This is a genomic window from Saccharothrix espanaensis DSM 44229, assembly GCF_000328705.1.
GTDB classification, from domain to species: Bacteria; Actinomycetota; Actinomycetes; order Mycobacteriales; family Pseudonocardiaceae; genus Actinosynnema; species Actinosynnema espanaense.
This window is the reverse complement of record NC_019673.1, coordinates 1,280,997-1,302,829: the sequence shown is the minus strand read 5'-3', so window position 1 is coordinate 1,302,829 and position 21,833 is coordinate 1,280,997. Positions and strand designations below refer to the sequence as shown.

The 21,833-nt window shown below is 67.3% G+C and carries 23 protein-coding genes and 2 tRNA genes; 10 read left to right on the top strand and 15 right to left on the bottom strand.

Going from position 1 to position 21,833, the window contains the following annotated elements:
• Positions 1 to 30 precede the first annotated feature (30 nt).
• A complete protein-coding gene (locus tag BN6_RS06140) occupies positions 31 to 1,545 on the bottom strand; it encodes a helicase HerA-like domain-containing protein (RefSeq protein ID WP_015098686.1) in 1,515 nt (504 codons plus the stop codon).
• Positions 1,546 to 1,628: 83 nt separating this feature from the next.
• On the opposite strand from BN6_RS06140, the gene orn reads away from it, so the two are divergent.
• The 3 genes from orn to BN6_RS06125 all read left to right on the top strand — a co-directional run bounded on the left by orn (position 1,629) and on the right by BN6_RS06125 (position 4,076).
• Positions 1,629 to 2,240: an oligoribonuclease gene (orn, locus tag BN6_RS06135; RefSeq protein WP_041312103.1), complete on the top strand. Its 612-nt coding sequence runs from the start codon at positions 1,629 to 1,631 to the stop codon at positions 2,238 to 2,240.
• Positions 2,241 to 2,303: 63 nt separating this feature from the next.
• Positions 2,304 to 2,379 (top strand) — tRNA-His (locus tag BN6_RS06130).
• 68 nt (positions 2,380 to 2,447) lie between these two features.
• Positions 2,448 to 4,076 carry an ABC-F family ATP-binding cassette domain-containing protein gene (locus BN6_RS06125; RefSeq protein WP_015098684.1) on the top strand — a complete coding sequence of 543 codons (1,629 nt, stop codon included), beginning with the start codon at positions 2,448 to 2,450 and terminating at the stop codon, positions 4,074 to 4,076.
• 6 nt (positions 4,077 to 4,082) lie between these two features.
• Here the strand turns inward: BN6_RS06125 and BN6_RS06120 are convergent, their stop codons facing one another.
• A complete protein-coding gene (locus tag BN6_RS06120) occupies positions 4,083 to 5,294 on the bottom strand; it encodes a L,D-transpeptidase (protein WP_015098683.1) in 1,212 nt (403 codons plus the stop codon).
• Between the two features lie 226 nt (positions 5,295 to 5,520).
• On the opposite strand from BN6_RS06120, the gene BN6_RS06115 reads away from it, so the two are divergent.
• Positions 5,521 to 5,596, top strand: a tRNA-Lys gene (locus tag BN6_RS06115).
• A gap of 93 nt (positions 5,597 to 5,689) precedes the next feature.
• Here BN6_RS06115 and BN6_RS06110 read toward each other — a convergent pair.
• The 7 genes from BN6_RS06110 to BN6_RS06080 all read right to left on the bottom strand — a co-directional run bounded on the left by BN6_RS06110 (position 5,690) and on the right by BN6_RS06080 (position 11,092).
• The gene (locus tag BN6_RS06110) at positions 5,690 to 6,679 is read right to left on the bottom strand and encodes a tyrosine-type recombinase/integrase (protein ID WP_231905046.1); all 990 of its coding nucleotides are present in this window, start codon (positions 6,677 to 6,679) and stop codon (positions 5,690 to 5,692) included.
• A 218-nt stretch (positions 6,680 to 6,897) separates the two neighbouring features.
• Positions 6,898 to 7,089, bottom strand: coding sequence for a helix-turn-helix transcriptional regulator (locus tag BN6_RS06105; RefSeq protein WP_015098681.1), 192 nt, complete (start codon positions 7,087 to 7,089; stop codon positions 6,898 to 6,900).
• Positions 7,086 to 8,426 (bottom strand): replication initiator, encoded by a 1,341-nt coding sequence (locus BN6_RS06100; RefSeq protein ID WP_015098680.1) that lies wholly within the window; start codon positions 8,424 to 8,426, stop codon positions 7,086 to 7,088. Before BN6_RS06100 ends, BN6_RS06105 begins: the two co-directional genes overlap by 4 nt.
• 12 nt (positions 8,427 to 8,438) lie before the next feature.
• Positions 8,439 to 8,669, bottom strand: coding sequence for a hypothetical protein (locus BN6_RS06095; RefSeq protein WP_015098679.1), 231 nt, complete (start codon positions 8,667 to 8,669; stop codon positions 8,439 to 8,441).
• Between the two features lies 1 nt (position 8,670).
• On the bottom strand, positions 8,671 to 9,021 hold the full coding sequence (locus BN6_RS06090) for a hypothetical protein (protein ID WP_231905037.1): 351 nt from the start codon (positions 9,019 to 9,021) through the stop codon (positions 8,671 to 8,673).
• 132 nt (positions 9,022 to 9,153) lie between these two features.
• On the bottom strand, positions 9,154 to 10,524 hold the full coding sequence (locus BN6_RS06085; RefSeq protein ID WP_015098677.1) for an FtsK/SpoIIIE domain-containing protein: 1,371 nt from the start codon (positions 10,522 to 10,524) through the stop codon (positions 9,154 to 9,156).
• 175 nt (positions 10,525 to 10,699) lie between these two features.
• On the bottom strand, positions 10,700 to 11,092 hold the full coding sequence (locus BN6_RS06080; protein ID WP_015098676.1) for a hypothetical protein: 393 nt from the start codon (positions 11,090 to 11,092) through the stop codon (positions 10,700 to 10,702).
• A 134-nt stretch (positions 11,093 to 11,226) separates the two neighbouring features.
• Between BN6_RS06080 and BN6_RS43305 the strand changes: the two genes are divergently transcribed.
• Positions 11,227 to 11,625, top strand: a complete 399-nt coding sequence (locus BN6_RS43305) for a GntR family transcriptional regulator (RefSeq protein ID WP_015098675.1) — start codon at positions 11,227 to 11,229, stop codon at positions 11,623 to 11,625.
• A 444-nt stretch (positions 11,626 to 12,069) separates the two neighbouring features.
• Here BN6_RS43305 and BN6_RS06065 read toward each other — a convergent pair whose 3' ends face one another.
• A complete protein-coding gene (locus BN6_RS06065; RefSeq protein WP_015098673.1) occupies positions 12,070 to 12,393 on the bottom strand; it encodes a hypothetical protein in 324 nt (107 codons plus the stop codon).
• 207 nt (positions 12,394 to 12,600) lie between these two features.
• Between BN6_RS06065 and BN6_RS06060 the strand changes: the two genes are divergently transcribed.
• Positions 12,601 to 14,010: a hypothetical protein gene (locus tag BN6_RS06060; protein WP_051075454.1), complete on the top strand. Its 1,410-nt coding sequence runs from the start codon at positions 12,601 to 12,603 to the stop codon at positions 14,008 to 14,010.
• On the opposite strand, the gene BN6_RS06055 is transcribed toward BN6_RS06060, so the two are convergent.
• From BN6_RS06055 to BN6_RS06045, 4 genes are all read right to left on the bottom strand, one after another.
• Complete coding sequence (locus BN6_RS06055) at positions 14,007 to 14,654, bottom strand: HAD family hydrolase (RefSeq protein WP_015098671.1); 648 nt, start codon at positions 14,652 to 14,654, stop codon at positions 14,007 to 14,009. The genes BN6_RS06060 and BN6_RS06055 overlap by 4 nt on opposite strands.
• A gap of 421 nt (positions 14,655 to 15,075) precedes the next feature.
• Positions 15,076 to 15,789, bottom strand: a complete 714-nt coding sequence (locus BN6_RS45340) for a HEPN domain-containing protein (protein ID WP_148302755.1) — start codon at positions 15,787 to 15,789, stop codon at positions 15,076 to 15,078.
• A complete protein-coding gene (locus BN6_RS43295) occupies positions 15,776 to 16,831 on the bottom strand; it encodes a DUF262 domain-containing protein (RefSeq protein ID WP_148302754.1) in 1,056 nt (351 codons plus the stop codon). The genes BN6_RS45340 and BN6_RS43295 overlap by 14 nt, the downstream gene beginning before the upstream one ends.
• Before the next feature lie 679 nt (positions 16,832 to 17,510).
• The gene (locus tag BN6_RS06045) at positions 17,511 to 17,930 is read right to left on the bottom strand and encodes a MarR family winged helix-turn-helix transcriptional regulator (RefSeq protein WP_231905029.1); all 420 of its coding nucleotides are present in this window, start codon (positions 17,928 to 17,930) and stop codon (positions 17,511 to 17,513) included.
• Positions 17,931 to 17,982: 52 nt separating this feature from the next.
• On the opposite strand from BN6_RS06045, the gene BN6_RS06040 reads away from it, so the two are divergent.
• Complete coding sequence (locus BN6_RS06040) at positions 17,983 to 18,558, top strand: TIGR03086 family metal-binding protein (protein ID WP_015098667.1); 576 nt, start codon at positions 17,983 to 17,985, stop codon at positions 18,556 to 18,558.
• 71 nt (positions 18,559 to 18,629) lie between these two features.
• Here BN6_RS06040 and BN6_RS06035 read toward each other — a convergent pair whose 3' ends face one another.
• Positions 18,630 to 19,298, bottom strand: a complete 669-nt coding sequence (locus BN6_RS06035; protein ID WP_148302752.1) for a hypothetical protein — start codon at positions 19,296 to 19,298, stop codon at positions 18,630 to 18,632.
• Positions 19,299 to 19,369: 71 nt separating this feature from the next.
• On the opposite strand from BN6_RS06035, the gene BN6_RS06030 reads away from it, so the two are divergent.
• The 3 genes from BN6_RS06030 to BN6_RS06020 all read left to right on the top strand — a co-directional run bounded on the left by BN6_RS06030 (position 19,370) and on the right by BN6_RS06020 (position 21,751).
• Entirely contained in the window at positions 19,370 to 20,485 is a 1,116-nt protein-coding gene (locus BN6_RS06030) for a DUF2786 domain-containing protein (protein ID WP_015098665.1), read from the top strand.
• 55 nt (positions 20,486 to 20,540) lie between these two features.
• Positions 20,541 to 21,272 (top strand): hypothetical protein, encoded by a 732-nt coding sequence (locus BN6_RS06025; protein ID WP_041312087.1) that lies wholly within the window; start codon positions 20,541 to 20,543, stop codon positions 21,270 to 21,272.
• Between the two features lie 65 nt (positions 21,273 to 21,337).
• Positions 21,338 to 21,751 (top strand): very short patch repair endonuclease, encoded by a 414-nt coding sequence (locus tag BN6_RS06020; RefSeq protein WP_051075938.1) that lies wholly within the window; start codon positions 21,338 to 21,340, stop codon positions 21,749 to 21,751.
• Positions 21,752 to 21,833 lie beyond the last annotated feature (82 nt).

The window sequence follows — 21,833 nt, the reverse complement described above, 5'->3', positions numbered from 1 at the left end:
GCTAACGGCCGGCGACGACCCCGACACCGCCTATCGGCGCTTGCGGGAGGTCCCGAAGATCCCTCGGGTGATCTCGCGCCCCAACGCGCTCGCGGCGGACCGGAAGAACGACTTGACCGCCGAGTTGCCGAGCACCTTGTCCACCAGACCGGGCTCCTCGCGATCCCGGCCGGGCGCCGCCTCCCGCTGCTGTTCGGCGGGAGGCGGGGCGACCTTCGCGGCCAGCTCCTCGTAGGCCGACTCGCGGTCCACCGTCTCGGCGTACTTCGCGTGCAGCTCCGACGACTCCGCCGCCGTCCGGATCGCGTCCGGGCCGATCGTGTCCATGAGCGACCGGGGCGCGCGCAGCCGGGTCCACGCGACCGGTGTCGGCGCTCCCTTCTCGCTGAGCACCGTCACCACCGCCTCGCCGATCCCCAGCGACGTCAACGCCTTGTCCAGTCGGTAGTGCGGCGTCGTCGGGTACGTCTTCACCGTCTTCGCCAGCGCCGCCTGGTCCTCCGGCGTGAACCCGCGCAGCGCGTGCTGGATCCGCGCGCCCAGCTGCGACAGCACCTCGTTCGGCACGTCGGTCGGCAGCTGCGTGCAGAAGAACACCCCGACCCCCTTGGACCGGATCAGCTTCACGGTCCGGGTGATCTGCTCCTTGAACGCCTTCGACGCGCCGGAGAACAGCAGGTGCGCCTCGTCGAAGAAGAACACCAGCTTCGGCCGGTCGAGGTCGCCCGCCTCCGGCAGCACCTCGAACAGCTCGGCCAGCAGCCACATCAGGAACGTCGAGAACAGCGCGGGCCTGGCTTGCAGATCGGCCAGCTCCAGCAACGTCACCACGCCGCGCCCGTCGACCTGCCGCATCAGGTCGCGCGGGTCGAGCTCGGGCTCGCCGAAGAACGTGTCGCCGCCCTGCGCCTCCAGGTTCACCAGCGACCGCAGGATCACCCCGGCCGTCGCCGACGAGACCCCGCCCAGCCCCCTGAGGTCCTCCTTGCCCTCGTCCGAGGTCAGGTGGGTGATCACGGACCGCAGGTCCTTGGTGTCCAGCAGCGCCAGGCCGCGGGTGTCGGCCCAGTGGAAGACCAGGCCGAGCGTCGACTCCTGGGTGTCGTTGAGCCCCAGCACCTTCGACAGCAGGATCGGTCCGAAGCTGGTGATCGACGCCCGCACCGGCACCGCCGCGCCGCCCGTGCCCAGCGACAGGAACTGCACCGGGCACGCCTGCGGCTGCCAGTCGTCGCCGGTCTCCTTCGCGCGCGAGGTCACCCGGTCGTCGGCCGAACCCCGTTGCGACAGACCGGACAGGTCGCCCTTCACGTCCGCCATGACGACCGGCACGCCCGCCGCGGACAGCTGCTCGGCGAGCAGTTGCAGCGTCTTGGTCTTGCCGGTGCCGGTCGCCCCCGCGACCAGCCCGTGCCGGTTCAGCATCGCCAGCGGGATCCGGACGTGCGCGCCCGGCTCGACCGCCCCGTCGACCAGGACGGAACCCAGCTCGATGGCCGCGCCCTCGGCCGCGTATCCCGCCGCGATATCGGTCTGAGCCGTCATTGCGCAGAGCGTAATGAGATTGGAAGGACCCGCCACTCGAAGCGCCGGCGGTGTCCGCCGACCCGACGACTAGGCTCGCGCGGGTGATGGATCGCTTGGTGTGGATCGACTGCGAGATGACCGGGCTCGACTTGGGCAAAGACGCTCTGATCGAGATCGCGGCGCTGGTGACCGACGCGGAGTTGACCGTGCTCGGAGAGGGTGTCGACGTGGTGATCCACGCCGACGACCCAGCGCTCGACTCGATGCCGGAGATCGTCACGGCGATGCACGCCAAGTCCGGGCTGACCGAAGAGGTGCGGCGCTCCACCGTGACGCTCGCCGAAGCCGAGGAACAGGTCCTCGCGTACATCAAGCAGTGGGTCCCGGACCCGCGCACCGCGCCGCTCGCGGGCAACTCGATCGCCACCGACCGGGGGTTCATCGCCCGCGACATGCCGGTGCTCGACGCCCACCTGCACTACCGGATGGTCGACGTGTCGTCGATCAAGGAGCTGTGCCGGCGCTGGTACCCGAGGATCTACTACGCGCAGCCGGAGAAGGGCCTGGCGCACCGGGCGCTGGCCGACATCCGGGAGTCCATCCGGGAGCTGGCCTACTACCGGCGCACCGCGTTCGTGGCGCAGCCCGGACCGTCGACCGAGCAGGCGCAGGCCGTGGCGAGCGCGCTGCTGGCCGCCGACCGGGAAGAATAGGGTCGATTTCGGCACCGGCGGTCTGGCACTGTATGCTTCGTTCCGCCGGGTCGACCGGTCTTGGTGGGTGTAGCTCAGCTGGCAGAGCACTGGGTTGTGATCCCAGGTGTCGCGGGTTCAAGTCCCGTCACTCACCCCAAGCGAAACGCCCCCTGGCCACGCCGGTCAGGGGGCGTTTTTCCGATGTCCACGGGGAGTTTCCGCCACATGAGCGCCACACTCGTCGCGAAAGACCTGGCGGCCGGGCACGGGGACCGCGTGCTGTTCTCCGGCCTGGACCTGGTCGTCGCCCCGGGCGACGTCGTCGGGCTGGTCGGCGTGAACGGCGCGGGCAAGTCCACCCTCCTGCGCACCCTCGCGGGCCTCGTCCCGCCGGAGAGCGGTGTGATCCGGCTCTCCCCCGTCAGTGCGACCGTGGGGCACCTGCCGCAGGAGCCCGAGCGCCGGCCCGGCGAGACCGTGCGGGACTTCCTGGCCCGGCGCACCGGCGTCGCCGCGGCCCAGGCCGAGCTCGACCGGGCCACCGACCTGCTGGCCGAGGGCGTGGACGACGGGTACTCCGAGGCGTTGGAGCGCTGGCTCGCGCTCGGCGGTGCCGACCTGCCCGAACGCGCCGCGGAGAGCGCCGCCGACCTCGGCCTGGACGTCAGCCTCGACCAGCCCATGACGTCGCTGTCCGGCGGCCAGGCGGCCCGCGCCGGCATGGCGTCGCTGCTGCTGAGCCGGTACGACGTGTTCCTGCTCGACGAGCCGACCAACGACCTCGACCTGGACGGCCTGGCCCGGCTGGAGGCGTTCGTCACCGGCCTGCGCGCCGGGACCGTGCTGGTGTCGCACGACCGCGAGTTCCTGGCCCGGACGGTCACCCGGGTGGTGGAACTGGACCTCGCCCAGCAGCAGGTGCGGGCGTACGGCGGCGGTTACGAGTCCTACCTCGAAGAACGGGAAATCGCGCGTCGGCACGCCCGCGAGGACTACGACGAGTACGCGAACACCCGGTCGTCGCTCGAAGAACGCGCCCGCTCCCAACGGGCGTGGATGGAGAAGGGCGTCAAGAACGCCCGGCGCAAAGCGGGCGACAACGACAAGGCGGGACGCAAGTTCCGCAGCGAGGCGACCGAGAAACAAGCGTCGAAAGCGCGCCAGACGGAACGCCTCATCGAACGCCTCGACGTGGTCGAGGAACCGCGCAAGGAATGGGACCTGCGGATGGAGATCGCCGCCGCGCCCCGGGCCGGCGCGGTGGTGGCGGTCCTGCGCGCCGCGGTCGTGACGCACGGGGAGTTCACCCTCGGCCCGGTGGACCTCCAGGTCGACTGGGCCGACCGGATCGCCATCACCGGCGCGAACGGGGCGGGCAAGTCCACCCTCCTGGCCGCCCTCCTGGGCCGCGTCGAGCTGACCTCGGGCACGGCGTCGCTGGGTCCGGGCGTCGTCGTCGGCGAGATCGACCAGGCCCGCGGCCTGTTCCTGGGCGAGCAGCCGCTGGTGGACGCGTTCCAGGACGCGGTGCCCGAGCTGGTGCCGGCCGACGTGCGGACGCTGCTGGCCAAGTTCGGGCTCAAAGCCGCGCACGTGCTGCGGACCGCCGCGTCGCTGTCCCCCGGTGAGCGCACCCGCGCCGCGCTGGCCCTGCTCCAGGCCAAGGGCGTCAACCTGCTGGTGCTCGACGAGCCGACCAACCACCTGGACCTGGCCGCGATCGAGCAGCTCGAAGCGGCCCTGGAGACCTACCCCGGCACGCTGCTCCTGGTCACCCACGACCGCCGGATGCTCGACCACGTGAGAACGACCCGCCGCCTGGAAGTGGCAGCGGGTCGCGTCGCGGATCTCTAGTCGGGCTCAGCGGTTGCCCTTGGCCCACTGGTCCCACGGGATCTGCCAGTCGCCGAAGCCGTCCCACGCCTCCAGCGGCGGACCCCCGGAGTTGGCGACCACCACGACGTCGCCGGGCTTGGAGAGGTCGAAGACCCACTTCGCGTTCTCCGGCGAGAGGTTCAGGCAGCCGTGGCTGACGTTCCGGTTGCCCTGGTCGCCGACCGACCACGGGGCGCTGTGGAAGAAGATGCCGCTGTTGGACATGCGGGTCGCCCAGTCGACCGGGGTGACGTAACCGCCGGCGTCGAGCGCGAGGCCGTACGTGCGGGAGTCCATGACCATGTGGTCGTGCTTCTCCGTCAGCACGTACGTGCCGGTGGGGGTCGGGTTCGCCGCGTTGCCCATCGAGGTCGGCATGGTGCGGGCGACCTGGCCGTTGATCTTGGTGACGACCTGGTGCGTGCCGCCGTCGGCCTCGTGCACGACGGCGTCACCGATCGCGGTGCTGATGACGCGGTCTTCCTCGCCGTACACGCCGTTGCCGAGGTGCTTGCCGTAGATCTTGGCGTTGATGGAGATCTTGGTGCCGGCCGCCCAGTAGTTCTGCGGACGCCAGTGCACCTGCTTCTCGTCGAACCAGTAGAACGCGCCGTCCACCTTGGGCTCGGTGGTGATGGAGATCATCGCCTCGGCGGCGGCCTTGTCCGCGATCGGCTCGTCGAAGTAGAACGCGAGCGGCTGCCCGATGCCCACCGTCGTGCCGTCCATCGGGTTGACCGAGAGGTAGGTCAACGTCCGGGGCTTGACGGTGGTGAAGGTCGAGGTCTTGGTGACCGGCTTCCCGTCGGCCCCCTGCGCCGTGACCGCGAAGGTGTAGGCCTTGGAGTACCCGAGCACCTCGGTGCTCGCCCACTGCGTGCCGTCGGAGGAGACCTGGCCCGCGACCGCCTTGCCCTCCGGGTTGGTCAACGCGACCTCGGTGATCTTCCCGTCGGTGGCCGTGGCCACGACCGGCGCCCCGGGAGCCACGTCGACGGCCTTGTCGAGAGGCCCCGTGCTCAACGAAACCGGCTTCGGCGGAGGTGTCGACGAAGATGTCGTCCCCCCACCGCCAACCCCGCCGCTGTCCCCCGAGGCAGTCCCACCACCCCCGGAAGAACAAGCCGCGACCACCACCGCGACCACACCGACCGCGACAGCCCCCAGCGCTCTCCGCGCCCCCCGGCCGACCGTCATGCCAAGCCTCCGATTCACTCCCCAGGACACCGATTCCCAGCTTTGGTGTCCCCTGACAAGGTGACGCCTGGAGGGTTGACGACGTTGCCCGAGATGCTGGATCGTTACCCACGCGAAGTTCCCGCCCGGACACGGCGCACACCCGTCCTGACCAGGCGATTGGGAGCCGCGTAGGACGCTGTGCTAATGTTCTTCACGTCGGACGGAGCACCACGAAGCCCGACAAGCGCCGCTAGCTCAACTGGCAGAGCAGCTGACTCTTAATCAGCGGGTTCGGGGTTCGAGTCCCTGGCGGCGCACCAAAGGCCCAGGTCATTGACCGGGGCCTTTTTGCTTGCAAGATCGCCCCCATGACTTACCCATGGTTTACGGGCTGACTCCCTAACCCCAGCGGGTCACGCCGCAGGCGACGACTCACCATCCGAAGTCGATTCCTGCGCCTCCTCGTCGCCGTTCTCCGGCACGCCGAATGCGCATTCCAACGCCTCTGCCGTGCGCCTATCAACGGCCTTCCGACCGAGGTACACGTCCTGCGTCATCGACGGCCGGGAGTGCCCGAGCTGGTCCGCGATCAGCCGGGCCGTCAGGTTGGCCTCGTCCAGGATCGTGGCCGCCGTCTTCCGGAACACGTGCGAGGTCACCCAGACGAACTCGTCGCTGCCCCGAGCGTCCCGAAGGTCCCGCCGGGTGTTGGACGGGTCCCGCAGCCCACCCAGCGCGTCGGGGAACACCGGCCCTTCCGGGTAGTCGGTAGCCGCCCGCCGCCGAGCCAACACCTTCACCGCCCACGACGGCAGCGGCAACGTCCGCTCCCCCGCTTCGGTCTTGGTCGACTTCCGAACCAACCCAGCGGCCTTGACCCGGATGACCGTGAAGTCCACGGCGACCGTCCCGGCCTCAAGGTCGACGTCATCCCAATAGACGGCCAGCGCTTCCCCGATCCGAACACCGGTCGCCATCATGAACCGCGACAGGTCGGGTACGTCCTTCCGAACCGCTCTCTCGTCGGAGTCCATCAACGCGAGCCACCGCGTCCGCTCCTCCAACGTGAGCGCCCGAGGCCCCTTCTTCCGGCCGCCTTCCAGACGTGACGTCTCCCGAGTCGGATTCGCGTCGAGCGCTCCGTGACGCACCGCCAGGCCGAGCACCCCGGAGACGACGGATCGAGCCGTCTTGGCGGTCGAGACGCCAACCAGGTCCCTCACCGAGCCCAGGAAGGTATCGATGCGCGAAACCGTCGCCTCCCGCAGCAACAACTCCCCCAGCCCCGGCAGCACGTGACGATCCAAGATCCCCCGGTACGTCTCTGCACTGCCCGGTGAGCGCGTCCCCGAGTCGGCAGCCGCCTGAAACGCCGTGAACCACAGTTCGGCTGCCTGCTTCACCCGACTGTCAGCGTTGAGCGCCCCACCGGACGGCCCGGCCCGCTCCGTCAGCGCCTTCTTGAGGTTCCGCTCCGCAGCCGCCTTGGTCTTGCCCAGCCGCTCGACCGGCCGAGTCTTGCCGTCGTAGTCGCGGAAGTACGTAGTCGCCCGCCACCCGGTGGACGTCTGGTAGCACCGGATCTTCCCGTAGGTGCCGATCGGCATAGGTGGACGACCCATCACGCCACCTCCGGGTTCTGCCGCTCAACCCACGCCCGAACCTCCGCCGGCAGGTACCGCAGGTGCTTCCCGACCCGCCGAGCTGGTGGCCCGTACCTCTTGGTGCGCCATCCGTAGAGCGTGTGGACGGGGACACCGAGGAACGACGCCACGTCCGTGACCGTCCACAAGGGCTCAAGGTGTTCAGTCATGCTGTCTCCTCTGTGTAGTTGCGTTGCCGTTGGGCGCGTAGCCGCTCGCCAAGCGCCGTAGCCAGCTCCCGTTCGGCGTCATCGGCGTAGCCCGACCCCGCATACGCCCAGTCGTTGACCACCAGGACCGACTCCGCGTCCAGCCCAAGCCGGTCCAGCACCTCAGCGGCCCGGTACGCCCGCCGGTCTTCACGAATGCGCTTGAACGTGGTGCTGTAGTGCTTGGACTTGGTCAGGAAGTGCCCGCGGAACCCGAGCATGTGAGCCCACTTCCGCAGGTTCAGATCGGTGTAGAACCCCAGGTCACCGAGGTCCCACGCGGCCTGGATCATGCGTCGGTGATGCGGGGACACCCGCAGGTGATCAATGTCGAGCTGCGACCTGATCGACCGATCCGGCGTGTCCCGCGCACCGGTCCCCTTGGTCGCGTACTTGGCGACGTACGCGGCCAACTTGGCGTCACTGACCGCCCCGGCTTCCTCGACCTGGTCCGCCGAGGCCGCGCGGATCGGCCGCACGTCGACCTGTGCACCCCACACGAGATCAAGCACCGTGCCGTCCGGGCGGTGCGACTCGACCAAGACCACACGCGCAGCGGCACGAACCGCCTGGTCAAGCAGCTCAGCCGTAGCCCACGCGGGTGCCGGATCGTCAGATCCTTCCGGCCCGTCGATGCGCATAACCGCGTGGAAATGGACGAGGCCCCGCCGCTGGTACTCGGCGACCTTGGCGTACGAGACGCGGGCATGGTTGCCGAAGTCCCGCACCGTCAGCCCAACCGACCGAGCCAGCGCCCGCCGAACCGCGATCGTGAACCGATGCCAGAGCTTCCCCGCGTGCGCCTGCCACAACACCGCCCCGACGTAGTCGTACCGGTCCGGATCGACGGCCGCCCCAATGCGCGGATCGTCCTCGTGATGAAACTGCCCGCACCCGCTACACGGCCGAGCCTTGCCGCCGGCAGTCGTCGCCCGGTTGTGGACCGCGCCGAACGACGGGGCGGTCAGCGTCGCGAACACGCGCGGTTTCTCGGCAACCGCCACCGGCACGCCCTTACTCCCACCCGACAGCCCCGCCCGCATCAGGTGAAACGCATCCGCCGCGTACTGGTCCGAGCAGGCCGAGCACACCGACGCCCGCCGGTTGCCGCACGGCACCATCACGTCCCCGCCGAGCTGCGCCAAGACGCGCGCCCCGTCCAGGCTCCGCAGCTCCCAGGCCCCGTTCAACCGGATGGGCTGAGCACACCCACCCGTAGCCGTGACCTTGTCCCGCCAGTCGCGATAGTCGTTGCGCCGCAACCGATCCGCGATCCGCTCATCCAGCGTGACTACCAATAGCGCCCCCTTTCACAACCTCACCGGAACGACCTCGAACAGGTCCTCGAACTGCAAGGGCGCGAGCGCCTTCAACGCCCCGCCGATGAACAACGGTCCTGGCCGCTGCGAGCCCTTGAGAACCCGAGACAAGGTCGACCGCTCAACTTCCATCGCGTTGGCCAACGCGTAGTCAGACCTGAACCCCGCGAGCTGTGCCGCCGCTTGGAATCGGCGGGTCCGCAGTGCAACCGTCGTCGCCATGTCACGCCGCCTCGACGTGGCCGACACCCTGCCGACGAGCCACAGCCCGCCCGAGGTGAACCAGCCGGGAGACCTCCTCGAAGGTCACCGGCTCGACTACCGATGGCACCAGCCGGAACGGCCCCACCTTCACCGCGGACTGCCCCGCCACCACCACGCCGAGTTCCGCCAGGCCCACCGAGGCCGTCAACCCGAACTCCAACCCCGCACGGTTCCGCGCCGTGGCAGCCACGGTCAGGACTCGATCCGTCCGCAGGTTCCACGTGAGCGTCACGCCGTCCAGGCACACGACCCACAGCAACAACGCCGCGAGCCGATCCGGCGCAGTACCGGCGCTGAACTCGACTTGCACCGAGCCTGACCGGGCCGAGATGACCACCCGATCAGGCCGAGGCAACCCCGACGTCCGCATGAGCGACCGCAGAGTCCGGATGATGCGGTCAAGCGACCGCGAACTGTTGGAAGACAAGGAAAACCTCCATACTCAGGCAACGGCCCGCAACCCGTAGGCAGGACCGTCTTTGATGAACTCGACCAACTCAGCGATGTCCCGATCAGTCGTGTAGGCCGCACGCACACGGCGCGGCGTACGAGAACGCGGATCAACCCGGAAGCCGATCCCCGCAGTGGACTGGTCAGCCCCGATCTCGTCGGCAATCGCCCCGCGCTCCCGGGCACCATCACCCAGCACCATGTCCGGGTGCCGTTCAGAGGTCACCCGCAGGCACACCCGATGCGGGATCAGATCCCGGATCGGCAGCACGTCCTTGGACGGCTCCTGCACGTAGACGTCAAGCACGTCATTCGTCGCCCGCCCCATCGAGGAGACGACCGCGCACGCGTTGGTGATCTCGCTCGCGTACTCGGAGTTGTAGGCCATCAAGAAGCCCACTTCGTCCAGAATCAGCCAGTCCACCGGATGATCCACCGACACCGGAACCGACCGCTTCCCCTTACGCTGCAAGCGCTTCTGCTTACGCTCCATGTTGTCCACGAACCGGCCGATCAACTCGGCGCAGTCCTCCGGCGTGTCCGCGTACCGCCCATCCAAGATCGGCCGCAACGCCACGAACTCGAACCGCTTCGGATCACACACCCACGGCCGAACCACCCCATCCCGGATCAGTGGCGCGACAGCCCGAAGCTTGGCCATCACGACCGAGTTCTTGCCCGCCCCGGTAGCTCCCGCCGTCAGGTGATGCGTGCCGATCAACGGCTCACGCCACTCCCCACCCAACTCGTCCTCACCGAGGCACAACGACCGCAGATCCACCGCGTCCGAACGCTCAGGCATGGCCGGAGCAGGAATCACCGACGTGAACGGCTCCCGCCACTGGACGATCAACGCGACCTCACCAGGCCGTCCCTGCTCAACCGCGACCCGCTCAGCCTTGAGCGTCGAGGCCAGCTCCGGCACGACCTTGGAGAACGCCCGCAACGCCTGCCCAGGCACCAACCGCACCCGAACCACATCCAGCGACGGCGACCAAGACCGAACCCGCAGCACACGCGGCACCAGGACTTCCCCAGTCCGGTGATGCACCGAGGTCAGCCCACACGCGCCCATGAGGTTCACCCACCGACGCCCGCCGAACGCCCCAACCCAGCGCCGCCGCCAAGCCCTCAACACCGGAGCCGCCCACACGTCGAACGTGTCCGGATGCGCCCGATACCAAGCAGCCGTACCTGTGGCCAACCCACCAACCACACCGCCGGCCACCCAAGGCCCGAACTCGACCACCGAGGCCCCAAGCCCACCAGGCCCCACCACCGCGCCGGGATGCCGCACCAACCACCGCAAGGTGCGGAACTCCCACCCGACCGACCGCCGGGACCTCCCCGAAGGTTCAGCCATGAACACCTCCTTTGCTCATGGCGGCGGCCGACCACCACCCAGTGACCGACCTCCGCACGACTCAACAACCACCCACACCCACCGGTTTCAGGCATGGGTCTATCCACTGTGGAATTGACAAAGACCAAGCAGCCCAACAAAAGGGCTTAGACGGAACTCTCCAGACGCGACCAGATCAGGCCGCGCTACGCGCCGACCGCGTGACCGACTTCAACCCCGCCGCCTTGAACCACAACCCAGCCGAGGCGATCTTGCGCGGGTCGATCCGATCCGGAATCTCGTACGTGTTGACCACCGCGTTGACCAACTCCACGTACGTGCCCTCCTCGAACCCCTTCCCAGGGTCACCAGGCAGGTTGACGCGGATCTCTTCCCCCTTGCCTACCTTCCGCCCCTCCACCGGGACCGGCTTGGCGAACAGCGTCACCACGTACTGCACCGCACCCGACACCCGATCCACGACCGGCGTCACGGTGCCGTCATCGGCCTCCCGCACCTTCGCCACCGGCGCTTCCGTGATCATCAGCCGATAGCCGCTCAACATCACCGGCAAGTCCTGCAACGCCATCCAAGAACCTCCACCAGATCAGGGCGGCCGAACCGCCACCAACTACACCACCAACATAACTAGTAGAGCTAGGAGTTTCACTAGGCCGATCAGGTGACTTTCAACTGAGCTAGCTGTGTCGGTACAGTCTCGCCATGGGCCTAGACGCAACCGACCCCCGCCCGGCGTACCAGCAGATCGCAGAAGACCTACGCCGCCTCATCGCGTCCGACGCCATCCAGGTCGGAGACAAGCTCCCTTCCCTGGCCGAACTCCAGGTGAAGTACGGCCGAGCCGTCATGACGCTGCAGAAGGCTCTGGACCAGCTCCGCAACGAGGGACTGGTGATCTCCCGCCAGGGCGAAGGCACGATCGTCGTCAAGAAGCCCGAAGCCCATGCGGGGGACGACGCGCCCTCACCGCATGAGCTTCGGGAGATGTTCCAGCAGATCAACACCGTCTTGGACGACCTCAGCAGGCGCGTTTCGGCGGTTGAGGCTGAGCTTTCCGGTCGGAAGCCAAGTGATCCTCAATCCGACTCAGACGCGCGCTGAGTTCGTCCACCCGCCCCAGCAGCTCGGCGAACCCAGCCCCCAGCACGCGTCGTTCCTCATCAGTCCACTCAGCCCCGCCAACCATCACGCTCCACCCCTCGACCAGTCCCCGCCGCACCGACCCGCTACACGTTGCAGACTTCCGCCCTCTCCGGCCCCAGCCGCTCCCGAGCCTCCGACGAGCCGAAAGCGACTCCCGCTCACTGGCGAACAACGCCGGCGCGCTGTCCGGCCGGCTCAAGCTCAGCCGCGTCCTCTGATCAACCGTGTAGACCTCCGCGTGGTCCTCAAACGCCATGCCCCACGCGATGACCCACGCGTTCAGCCGCTCCCCGTACTCCTGCACCACAGCAAAGATCCGGGGCGGCTCGATCGCCACCAACTGGTCAACGATCACAGCGAACTCTTCCCTGCCGCACAACGGCTTCAGGCCGTCAACATCGCTCACCGCTCGACGTCCTCATCGCGCCCGCCGGCCGTCAACGCGTCCACTTCCTCCGGCGTGGTCCCGACCAACGCGGCCAAGTGCTCGAAGTCCAACGGAGCGAGCTTCGTCAACGCCTCGCACCGGTCCGCGAACGCCGCCGCCGAGCCGGCCAACTCCCGCGCGAACTTGATGGCGAGCTGCGCGCCGTCCTCCTGCCCCGCGATCTGCACCGTGAGCCGAGCGTCACCGGACGAGATCACCAAAGACGGATGCCCCTGGGCACGCTCGACCAGCGCCGACTCCGTGCCCTCCTCGGGCTGGAGAAGCAAGTAAAAGGCCATCGGCCCCACCTCCATGTAGCAAACCTGGTTCTTGTTTGATCAGGTTCACGCGTACAGAAGGCCGATTCCATACCAGCAGCTACTCGGAATAATAGGCGTCCTATTAGTACCGGGTCAGCCACGTAACCGGCGCGCTACACTCCGAAGTAGACGCAGCTAGCGCAGGGGGTGAGCGTGCCGAAGCGCCGATGCCACACGTGCAACACGTTGCTGGCCAGCGACAACCAAGGCACCCAGTGCAGCAGATGCGCCGCCGCCGCAACGCTCAGTCCGCCGAACCTCCCGCCGGAGTTCTGGACCCGACCCACCCTCCGCGAGGCATTCGAAGCCCGCAACATCGGCCTTCTGTTCCGCGCCTACCGCCAGGCCCAGAGCCCCAAGGTCCCGCAAACCACCCTCGCCGCCTGGCTGGACCTCACCCAAGGCCGGATTAGCGAACTAGAACGCACCCGCCGCGCCGTAACCGACCTAGAACGCCTAGAACGCTGGTGCGACGCCCTACACGTCCCACACCACCTGAGGTGGTTCACCGGCGGCGCTCGCCGACTCCCCGACGCCGCCACCCTCTACGCGGCCCGCACCGTAGAACCACCTACGCCCTACACACCACAACCGTGGGCACCAACCGACCAGACCAACGACAGCCCCACCGCCCAAGATCAGAACATCGTCCACGTAGCCGTCCCACGCCTACGGCGCGCTCTGGACATCCTCGACATCCCCGACGACGGCCCAACCCGCACGCTCGCCGAGCTCCAAGCAGACGTCACCACGATGAACACCCACCGCCTGGAGGCCCGCTACGGCGAGCTGGTCCGCCACCTCCCAGCCCTGATCGGCGAACTCTCCCGCGCTCGCCAGCTCTTCACCACAGCCGACCGCCGCCACGTGGCGTCCTTGCTCACCCTGGCCCTACGCGCAGCGGACGGCGTGGCCTACAAGTTCCGCTACTTCGACCTGTCAGCCCGCCTGATCGACCTGATGCGCACCACGGCCCAGGAGTCAGACAACATCCTCCTACCCGCCGCCGTCTCGTACGTGCGCACCGAAACGTTCTTCGCCAGCGGCGACCTACACACGGCTTCCCGCGCCCTAGACCAAGCCGCGGACCAGATCCCGACCCGCAACCTCAAGCAGGCAGCAACAGCGGCAGCGTTCGGCTCCCTACACATGCGAGCCGCAGTGGTCGCAGCCCGAGCAGGCAAGGCAGACGTAGCCGCCGACCACCTCCTAACGGCCCGCCACGCAGCCCACACCGCTCCCGAAGGCATCTATGACGGCACCGCGTTCGGCCCGGCATCGCTCCGCATCCACGAACTAGCCGTAGCCGCCGAACTCCGCGACCCAGCAGGCATCCAACGAGCCGCAACATGGGAACCCCCGTCCCACCTCCCAGCCGAACGCCGCTCGCACTACTTCATCGACCTGGCCAGAGCCCAGCTAGACCTGGGCCACTACGAAGAGGCCCACATCTGCCTACAAGCAGCCCGCCAGGCCGCCCCAGAACACACTCGCTCCCACCCACAGGTCCGCCAGGCCCTCTCCGTCCTCCTACGCACGCACCCGTCCCTAAGCTCCGGTCTCCTAGACCTGGCAGCCTGGGCAGGTGCCCGCTAAGCCGGAAACAACACCCCCGGCAAGTCGTGCAACGAGTCGATCACCCAGTCGGCATCCCGCCGCACCAACGGATCATCGGCCCACAGGTACCCCCAAGGCCCACGCCGGATCAACGCCGTCCGCAACCCAGCCGCCTTGGCCGCCACCACGTCGTTGTCCCGGTGATCCCCCACGTACAACACGTCCCCAGCGGCCCCCGCAGGCGTCATCCCCACCACCCGCTCAAAGAACCCCGCAGACGGCTTAGCCACACCCCACTCCCCAGAAGTGGCGACCGCATCCACCGGCAACTCCAGTTCCCGCAACAACTCCCCCACCCGAGCCGTCTGGTTACCGGCAACCCCAACCCACAACCCCAACTCCCGCAACCGAGCCAACCCACCCCGCACATCCGGGTACAGATCAACCTCCTCGATCCGCTCCCCCACCCCCGCGGCTTCCCGCAACTCCCGCTCCCGAGCAAGGTCAAACCCAGGCCGGAAGTACTGGAACGTCTCAGCGTTGTCCCGCCCAGCAGAGGTCACGGCCCCCAACACCGTCGAGAACGTATGCCGAGACACCCCAACCCAGTCAGCCCACGCACCCCACTCGCGGGAGTCGTCCAACAACGTCTCCCCAACGTCAAACACCACCGCAGCGACCATGCCCTAGTCCTACGCCACCCAGCCCCGAGGCGCGACAACGCCCCGCCAACACTCAGCGCTCAGGCCCGCGACCACGGTGTTCAGAGTTTCTTTTCTTGGTCAAGGCGGCCCCCTGCGGGGGGCCGCTGGCCGTTGGTGCCAGGCCGGTGACGGAGACCGGCACCCTGTGTAGTGCGGCCCGCCCAAGGCCGCCTGGCGGCGTCCGGGCGCGCCGCGTACGGCATGGGCACCGGTCCCGCCGTCGGCAAGGAACGGCCACCGACCCCCGGAGGAACCGCAAGAGCATTCGAGTGCCCATCGCCTCACAGGTCAAAGAATGCCCAGAATTGACCGCCGCGTCGAGCCCCGCCAGAAACTGGGGACCACGACGTCGGTTTCGATACCGAAGACTACGATCCATCATTCAAACCCTGCACACCTACTAGGAATTCAGTAGATAACCGCCAACCGACAGGTATTCTTGCCATTGGATAGCCACATGTATCGAGAAGTGTGAAAGATCATCCAAATACGCCTCGATTTCACGCATCGAAGTGCCAGCTTGCTTAAAAACGTCGGCAAATGCCACATTGCCATGCGCGATATCATTGCGAAGAAGCGCCACTTTTTGAAGCGAAGCGGCCCAGCCCACGACAGGGAAAGCCTCTCCCGGCAGGTTGTAGATTGCCCATATTCGATAAAAATGTTCCGGCTTCAAAGTCCGGCCGTCTAGAGGCGGTTGAGCGTGCCGCCTTTCTATCGGCAACTTAACGAAATCATTGCAGAACTCTAGAGTGGTGGCGTGAGCCCTCCGATCCCAAAGTCTCGAGTGATCACGAAGTGATCGCAGGCTTTCAAATGTCTCGTGGGCCGCCAGCTGCCTAAGTGATGCCGACATTTGACTGTACGGGATGCTGCTTTCATTAATCTCCTCATGGGATCGTTGCAGTATTGTCCGCGTCAAAGCCTCCAATTCTGCGCAAATCCCCACAATAGCGGCACCACGAGATTCAACCGTAAGAAAGTAAAGTGATTTTGGGTCCGATTGCGCAAGTGCAGCACTGATTACCATGTACCTCTTAAGCTGGTCGGCACGCGTCAAGAGTCGATCACATTGCGCAGCTATCTCAGCTACCAGGTCTTCATGCTTGGCCACTGAAAATTGCCTTCGCGCGATCGATGCGACGCCCCAGCATGGACTTTGTATTGGTGCCAGCACCCGAAGCCTCACGAAGCTGAGGATCATTCACCCAGCCTGACGCTGGCGCAACAACTTTCACTCCACCGTCAATAAGCTCGCCCAAGGCCACCATGCAGGCTTCGAATTGCACGAGCGGAGTAAGCGGATGCGTGCCAGCAAGGAACGGTCCTCCACAAATTGCCGCCAATTCATGAGCAGCCGACTCAAAGAGTCGCCGCTCTTTGTCGTAGTTGAAAGCTTTCTCGGCTTCACCCATATACCGATTCAAGAACTTTTCCACACGACCATCGAACCGATCTCGATCATTCTTGTAAGCGAAAAACTTGAGTACTTGCTCGACACTAGTACCGTCACTTTGTCGAGCCTGCTGCAACTTCAAAAGACTTGCAAAGTCCGGAAATTGGGCAAGCGGCTCGATAAAGTCGTTGAACTGACCGCGATAGACACAGGCACGTACCTCCTGCGGCGTCAGCACGATACCGCCCTTATTCAACCTCTCAAACAGATCGAATCGGATCTGGAGATCACTCTTATCTGTCAGCGATACAACTTGGAGCGGCTGCCTACCGAAGTAGATCTGAATGTTCTTCGGAAGATCTTTGTAGCCTCTCCCATTTAGTTGACTCAGCTTTTCAAGTCCAGCTAGCCGCAGAGGTTCAGTACGGCCAACCAGATCCAAACTGCTATCGGAGTCTGACATGAAGTGATGCAGAGTAGACAGACGCTGCAAACCGTCAACAACCTCCCATTGAAAACCTATGTTGGTCGCAACGAAAAGAGGCGGGATAGGCAGACCCAAGAATACTGATTCAATAAAGAGCGATTCCCCTTCCTTTGTCCATCGAAACTTCCTCTGATAGGCGGGAGCAGTATTCAGTTCTTCATCTGCCATCATACGAACAAGCTCGCGTGTGGAGAAATTGTGAATCGCCACATCCACCTTGCGGCGTTCAACCGCAAGCTGCTCTTCCAGTAGCTGCAAGTCGTCCACGGTCATGTCAGCAGCCTAGAGGTTCCGCCTCGGTAAGTCGCGATGGCTCGCCACGCTCCTGTCGGACATCCTCGTGAGGAACCTACGTCCAATTGAGCTTGAGACGGTCAAGTCTCGGCCCCGCCGGTGTGGCACCAACCCCTTCCGTGTCGTGGCACGCCGGGTCTCGTACTGAGTAGCTCTGCGTGGGGCGCAGTGCAGGTAGCCTGATCGGCGGCGCCTCCCCACCGCTCGCGCCAACCACTCGGCTCACGTTGCCCTACTGTCGGATCGATCGCGGTGTCGCGCGGCTGGGCTGCCCTGGGCCCGGAGATCGGCTGCCGCGACGGCTTCGCCCCCTTGCCATCGAGCGATCACAACGGCCAGACGACCAAGATCAACACCATGGCTTACCCTTGGAAAACAACGTCGAACGACCAGGGGTATCCGTCTATCGCGGCCAATTTTGCTAGCGGTTACCGCTGCTAGTGAGCCCTATCCGTGATCAACGCCGAAAGACGGCGCACTTCGGCTCGGAATCAGCGGGTTCGGGGTTCGAGTCCCTGGCGGCGCACCAAAGGCCCAGGTCATTGACCGGGGCCTTTTTGCTTACCCTGGCGGCGCCATACTTCTCCCCCGCTTAACCCCCCTCTATCAGCGCCCGGAATGTCGGTGCGTGAACCTTCCGTGGGGGATGTCGGCCGGGCTACAAGCCGTCGGCGAGTTCTTCCAGAACTTCGACGAACACACGCCGTCTGGCCGCCGGCACCGATGCCAGGAACTCCGCCTCCATGGCGCGCACCTCACTCTGACAAGCGACCAAGAGCGCGCGCCCTGCCTCGGTCAACGCGACTACCCGGTTGCGTCGGTCCGCCGGGTCGGGTGTTCGGCTGAGCAGGCCCCGTGCTTCCAGCCGGTCCAGGATCGGGATGAGGCGGGTCTTGTCCCGGCGTACTGCCGCCGCGAGTTCGGCCTGGGTGGGTGCGGCTCCGGATTCCAGGGCGGTCAGGACTACGTAGTCCCACATTTCCACGTCGTGCGCGCCGAAGATCGGCGTTTCGGCGTCGATCATCGCCCGCGCCAGTCGGGCGAACGACGCCCCGAGGTCGTGGCGCTGTCCGGTCACCCGCAGGACGATACCGCTTGACCAACGATCTACCGGGGTAGATAGTAAGCACATGCAGACCATTTTGGAACTCCACCGCCGCTCCCTCGCCGCGATCCAGCCGATCGTGGCGGGTGTCCGGCCCACCGACCTGCACCGCCCGACCCCGTGCGCGGGCTGGGATTTGACGGCTCTGCTGGCACACATGATCGGCCAGGACCACGGCTTCGCCGCCGCCGTGCTGGCCGACGTCGGCGAGGAGGCGTTCGCGCCCCGCGAGCCTTCGACCAGCGCACACGAGGCCGGTCTGGCCGTGGTGGCCGCCGCGTTCGCCGCCGCCGACCCCGACCGGCGGGTGCTGCTGGCCGAGTTCGAGGGTCGCCGGTTCCCGCTGCGCAACGTGATCGGCTTTCACCTGATCGACACCCTGGTGCACGGCTGGGACGTCGCGGTCGCCGTCGGCGGCAAGCTCGACTACGACGACGACCTCGTCGCCGCCGCGCTCGAACAGGCCGAACTGGTCCCGGACGGCCCGATGCGCACCGCACCCGGCGCGGCGTTCGCCCCCGTCCTCCCGATCGCCGCCGACTCGACGGGCTGGAACCGCACGCTGGCGCTGCTCGGCCGCGACCCGGACTGGACGGCCTGATCCCGACCACCCGGTGGCTCTCGGAGTCCAAGGTGGACAGTCCAGTGCGCAACCACCGTGACCAGCTTTGATCAGCCGAAGGCCAACGCGATCCGCCGGTCGGCCGACAGCCTGGTCCGCCGCACGTCCAGGCCCACCGGCACGTCCGGGTTGCGGTCCAGCCGGTGGTAGGACTTGGCCAGCAGCCAGTGCGCCGCCTCCGCGCCTATCTCGTTCAACGATCCCTGCCCGCCGAGTTCCTCACGTGCCGCCTGCACGTCACGTGTGACGAACGCCTTACGCACCACACCGCCGGCCAACTCGTCGATCAAGAAGACCATCGCGTGCTCGTCCTCGAACCTGTACGTGCACACCAACGCCAGGTAGCCGGCGTCGATCGACCGGTCGCAGATCCACGCGCGGCCCACCGTGAGGTCGGGGCCATCCGGGGGCACGGCGCTCGCCGCCCACTCCCGCGGCCGGCCGGTCAGCATCGCCGCCAGCACCCGCAGCAGCCGGTCGTTGCGCCTGCTCGGCAACGACACCGCGTGCTCCACGACCCCCGCCCAGAACTCCTCGTCCGTGGACACGTCGGCCACCGCCGCACTCACCGCGAGTTCCGCGTCCAACGGGTCGGTCAACTGCGGCAGCGACCGGCAGCCGTCCACGAACGCGCGTTGCGCCGGGCTCAACGCCGTCCCCAGTGGACGTTGCACCACCACGATCGGGCGCCGCCTGGGGCGCTGCGTCTTCCGGCTCACCGCGCGAGGCTGGCACGCCACCTGCCCCACCGGCCGCAGCGACACCACGCCACGGGGGAGAATCACCCATCGTGGACTCTCTGGGCGAGGCGATCCGACGTGCCGCCGTGAATCGCCGTGCGCCGAAACCCCGTACCGCGGGCCTGTCGCCGACCGAAGTGGACGGTGCCGTGCACGAGGTGCTGGACCGTGCGCTGGACAACCTGTGGGACCACGGTTGGCTGCCGACCGACGTATACGAGACCGTCCGGCGCAACGAGGACGAGCGCGCGCTGTCGTTCGTCGTGGACGCGATCGCGCACAACACGTCCCGCTACACGTCGCTGCACCCGCGCTGGACCGAGCAGTTGACCGACATCGGCGCGACGATCTGGTGGGACCGGTCACAGCCCCACCTCGCGCAGTGGGCCGTGAAGCACATCGAGCTGCCCGATGACGCGCTGGCCGTTGTCGTCACGCTGCTCGCCACCCTGTCCACGTTGCCCGCGCTGCCGCTGATCGTGCCCCGGCCCGGCTCGCCGCTGGCCGAGATCACCCACCACAGCGTGGCCCCGAAGATCCTCAAGCGGGTCCGGTCGCTGCTGGCCAAGGCCGAGTCCACGCCGTTCCCGGACGAGGCCGAGGCGCTCTCGGCGAAAGCGCAGGAGCTGGTGACCCGGCACGCGTTGGAGCGGATGCCGTCCGAGGAACCGACCACGATCTCCCGCCGCGTGTGGCTGGACAAGCGCTACTTCGACGGCAAGGCGCAGGTCGTGCACGTGGTCGCGGACGCGAACCGGTGCCGTGCGGTCGTCTACGACCTGGGTTTCGTGGCGTTGGTGGGCGAGGAACTCGACCTGGAGATCGTGGAGCTCCTCACGGCGTCGCTGCTCGTACAGGCCACCCGGGCGATGGTCGCGGCGGGTGACAAGGCGCGCAAGGGCGACGAGTCCCGCAGCCTGGCGTTCCGGAAGTCCTTCCTGCTGGCCTACGCGCACCGCGTCGGCGAACGTCTGAAAGCCGCCAACACCCCACCCGAGGACGACCGCCTGCTCCCGGTGCTGGCCGCCCGGAAGCGCGCGGTGGACGACCTGTTCTCGACCCTGTTCACCAACACCACGAGCAAGTCCACCGCGATCCGGAGCGAGGCGGGCTGGGACGCGGGCCGGGCGGCGGCCGACCGGGCGGACCTCGACGTCGATCGCTGACGGTCTGACCTGCGCGTTCCACGAACTGTCGGTGCCCGTCCGTAACCTCTCCGTCATGACCACGACAGCGCTGGACGTCCGCCGGACCTTCAACGTCACCCAGGAAACCCGGTTCCACTTCAACGGCTGGTTCAGCAAGCGCAAGCACGTGGTGGACCACGTCATGGCGCACACCACCGACACCGTCCTGCGGCTCGCCCCGGAGGAGGTCGTCGACGCCTGCCTCAGCACGCCCGGTGCCGGTCCACCGCCGGACGTCGTCGACATCAGGGAGTGGCGGCCCGAGTTCGCCTTCACCCATGTGGCCCACCACGTGGTCGAGACGCTGGGCCGATTACCCGGCTGGGACGAGTTCCGCGAGTTCTGCGAGACCGACGACCGGACCAGGTCGATGCTGTGGACGCCCGCCCAGGAGGCGATCGCGGACGCCCGTGCCGACAAGGCTCAGGCGCGGGACGCCATGCGCCGCAAGGTCCTCGCCGACTTCACGGCGTTCCTGCGGGACACGTACGTGGTCGCCGAGTTGCGCCGCAACGGCCTCGACGTGCGCGTGCACCCGCTGGCGGACGTGGTGTTCCAGGTCGACGCCTGGGTGGAGCGCCTCATCCTCAACCCGCGCGGCGGGGCGCAGCGGTCCGAGGCGCTGCTGGTGCACGCGATGCCGCCGTTCTTCTTCCACGACCTGGGTTTCACCGAGTCCGAGCACGTCGGCGGGGTACCCCTGCCCACCCGCGCCCAGCTCGGCCGGGCGGTGCGGAGCCTGCGCGCGATCCTGTACCCGCGGTGAGCCATCATGGCCCGGTGGGCAAGCCGGAGACGAAGCTGGACACCACGGACGAGGTCCGCGCCCGGATGAGCAGGCAGCGGTCCCGGGACACCGAGATCGAGATCGCGCTGCGCCGCGAGCTGCACCGCCTCGGCCTGCGCTACCGCGTGCACCAACGCCCGGTGCGCGCGGTCCGCCGCGAGGCCGACGTCGTGTTCGGTCCCGCGAAGGTCGCGGTGTTCGTGGACGGCTGCTTCTGGCACGGCTGCCCGACGCACGGCACGTGGCCGAAGAACAACGGCGACTTCTGGCGGACGAAGATCGAGACGAACCAGACCCGGGACGCGAACACCGACCAGCGGCTGGCCGAGGCGGGCTGGCTGGCGGTCCGCGTCTGGGAGCACGAAGACCCGGCCGAGGCCGCGAACCGCGTCCGCGAGACCGTGCTGGCCCGCCGCCGGCCGACCCCCGCCACACCCGCCCCGCCGACGCCCGACTGACCCACCACACCCCGCCGGCCGGTCGCCGGCGCGCCGGCCCCGCGCGCGCCCCGACGTGGGCTAACCTGACCGACGTGCTGTC

Coding starts and splice junctions, on each gene's coding strand:
- BN6_RS06140 (WP_015098686.1), bottom strand. CDS start 1,545: ATGACGGCTCAGACCGATATCGCGGCGGGATACGCGGCCGAGGGCGCG.
- BN6_RS06125 (WP_015098684.1), top strand. CDS start 2,448: ATGAGCGCCACACTCGTCGCGAAAGACCTGGCGGCCGGGCACGGGGAC.
- BN6_RS06120 (WP_015098683.1), bottom strand. CDS start 5,294: ATGACGGTCGGCCGGGGGGCGCGGAGAGCGCTGGGGGCTGTCGCGGTC.
- BN6_RS06105 (WP_015098681.1), bottom strand. CDS start 7,089: ATGACTGAACACCTTGAGCCCTTGTGGACGGTCACGGACGTGGCGTCG.
- BN6_RS06095 (WP_015098679.1), bottom strand. CDS start 8,669: ATGGCGACGACGGTTGCACTGCGGACCCGCCGATTCCAAGCGGCGGCA.
- BN6_RS06085 (WP_015098677.1), bottom strand. CDS start 10,524: ATGGCTGAACCTTCGGGGAGGTCCCGGCGGTCGGTCGGGTGGGAGTTC.
- BN6_RS06080 (WP_015098676.1), bottom strand. CDS start 11,092: ATGGCGTTGCAGGACTTGCCGGTGATGTTGAGCGGCTATCGGCTGATG.
- BN6_RS43305 (WP_015098675.1), top strand. CDS start 11,227: ATGGGCCTAGACGCAACCGACCCCCGCCCGGCGTACCAGCAGATCGCA.
- BN6_RS06065 (WP_015098673.1), bottom strand. CDS start 12,393: ATGGCCTTTTACTTGCTTCTCCAGCCCGAGGAGGGCACGGAGTCGGCG.
- BN6_RS06055 (WP_015098671.1), bottom strand. CDS start 14,654: ATGGTCGCTGCGGTGGTGTTTGACGTTGGGGAGACGTTGTTGGACGAC.
- BN6_RS43295 (WP_148302754.1), bottom strand. CDS start 16,831: ATGACCGTGGACGACTTGCAGCTACTGGAAGAGCAGCTTGCGGTTGAA.
- BN6_RS06040 (WP_015098667.1), top strand. CDS start 17,983: ATGCAGACCATTTTGGAACTCCACCGCCGCTCCCTCGCCGCGATCCAG.
- BN6_RS06025 (WP_041312087.1), top strand. CDS start 20,541: ATGACCACGACAGCGCTGGACGTCCGCCGGACCTTCAACGTCACCCAG.
- BN6_RS06020 (WP_051075938.1), top strand. CDS start 21,338: ATGAGCAGGCAGCGGTCCCGGGACACCGAGATCGAGATCGCGCTGCGC.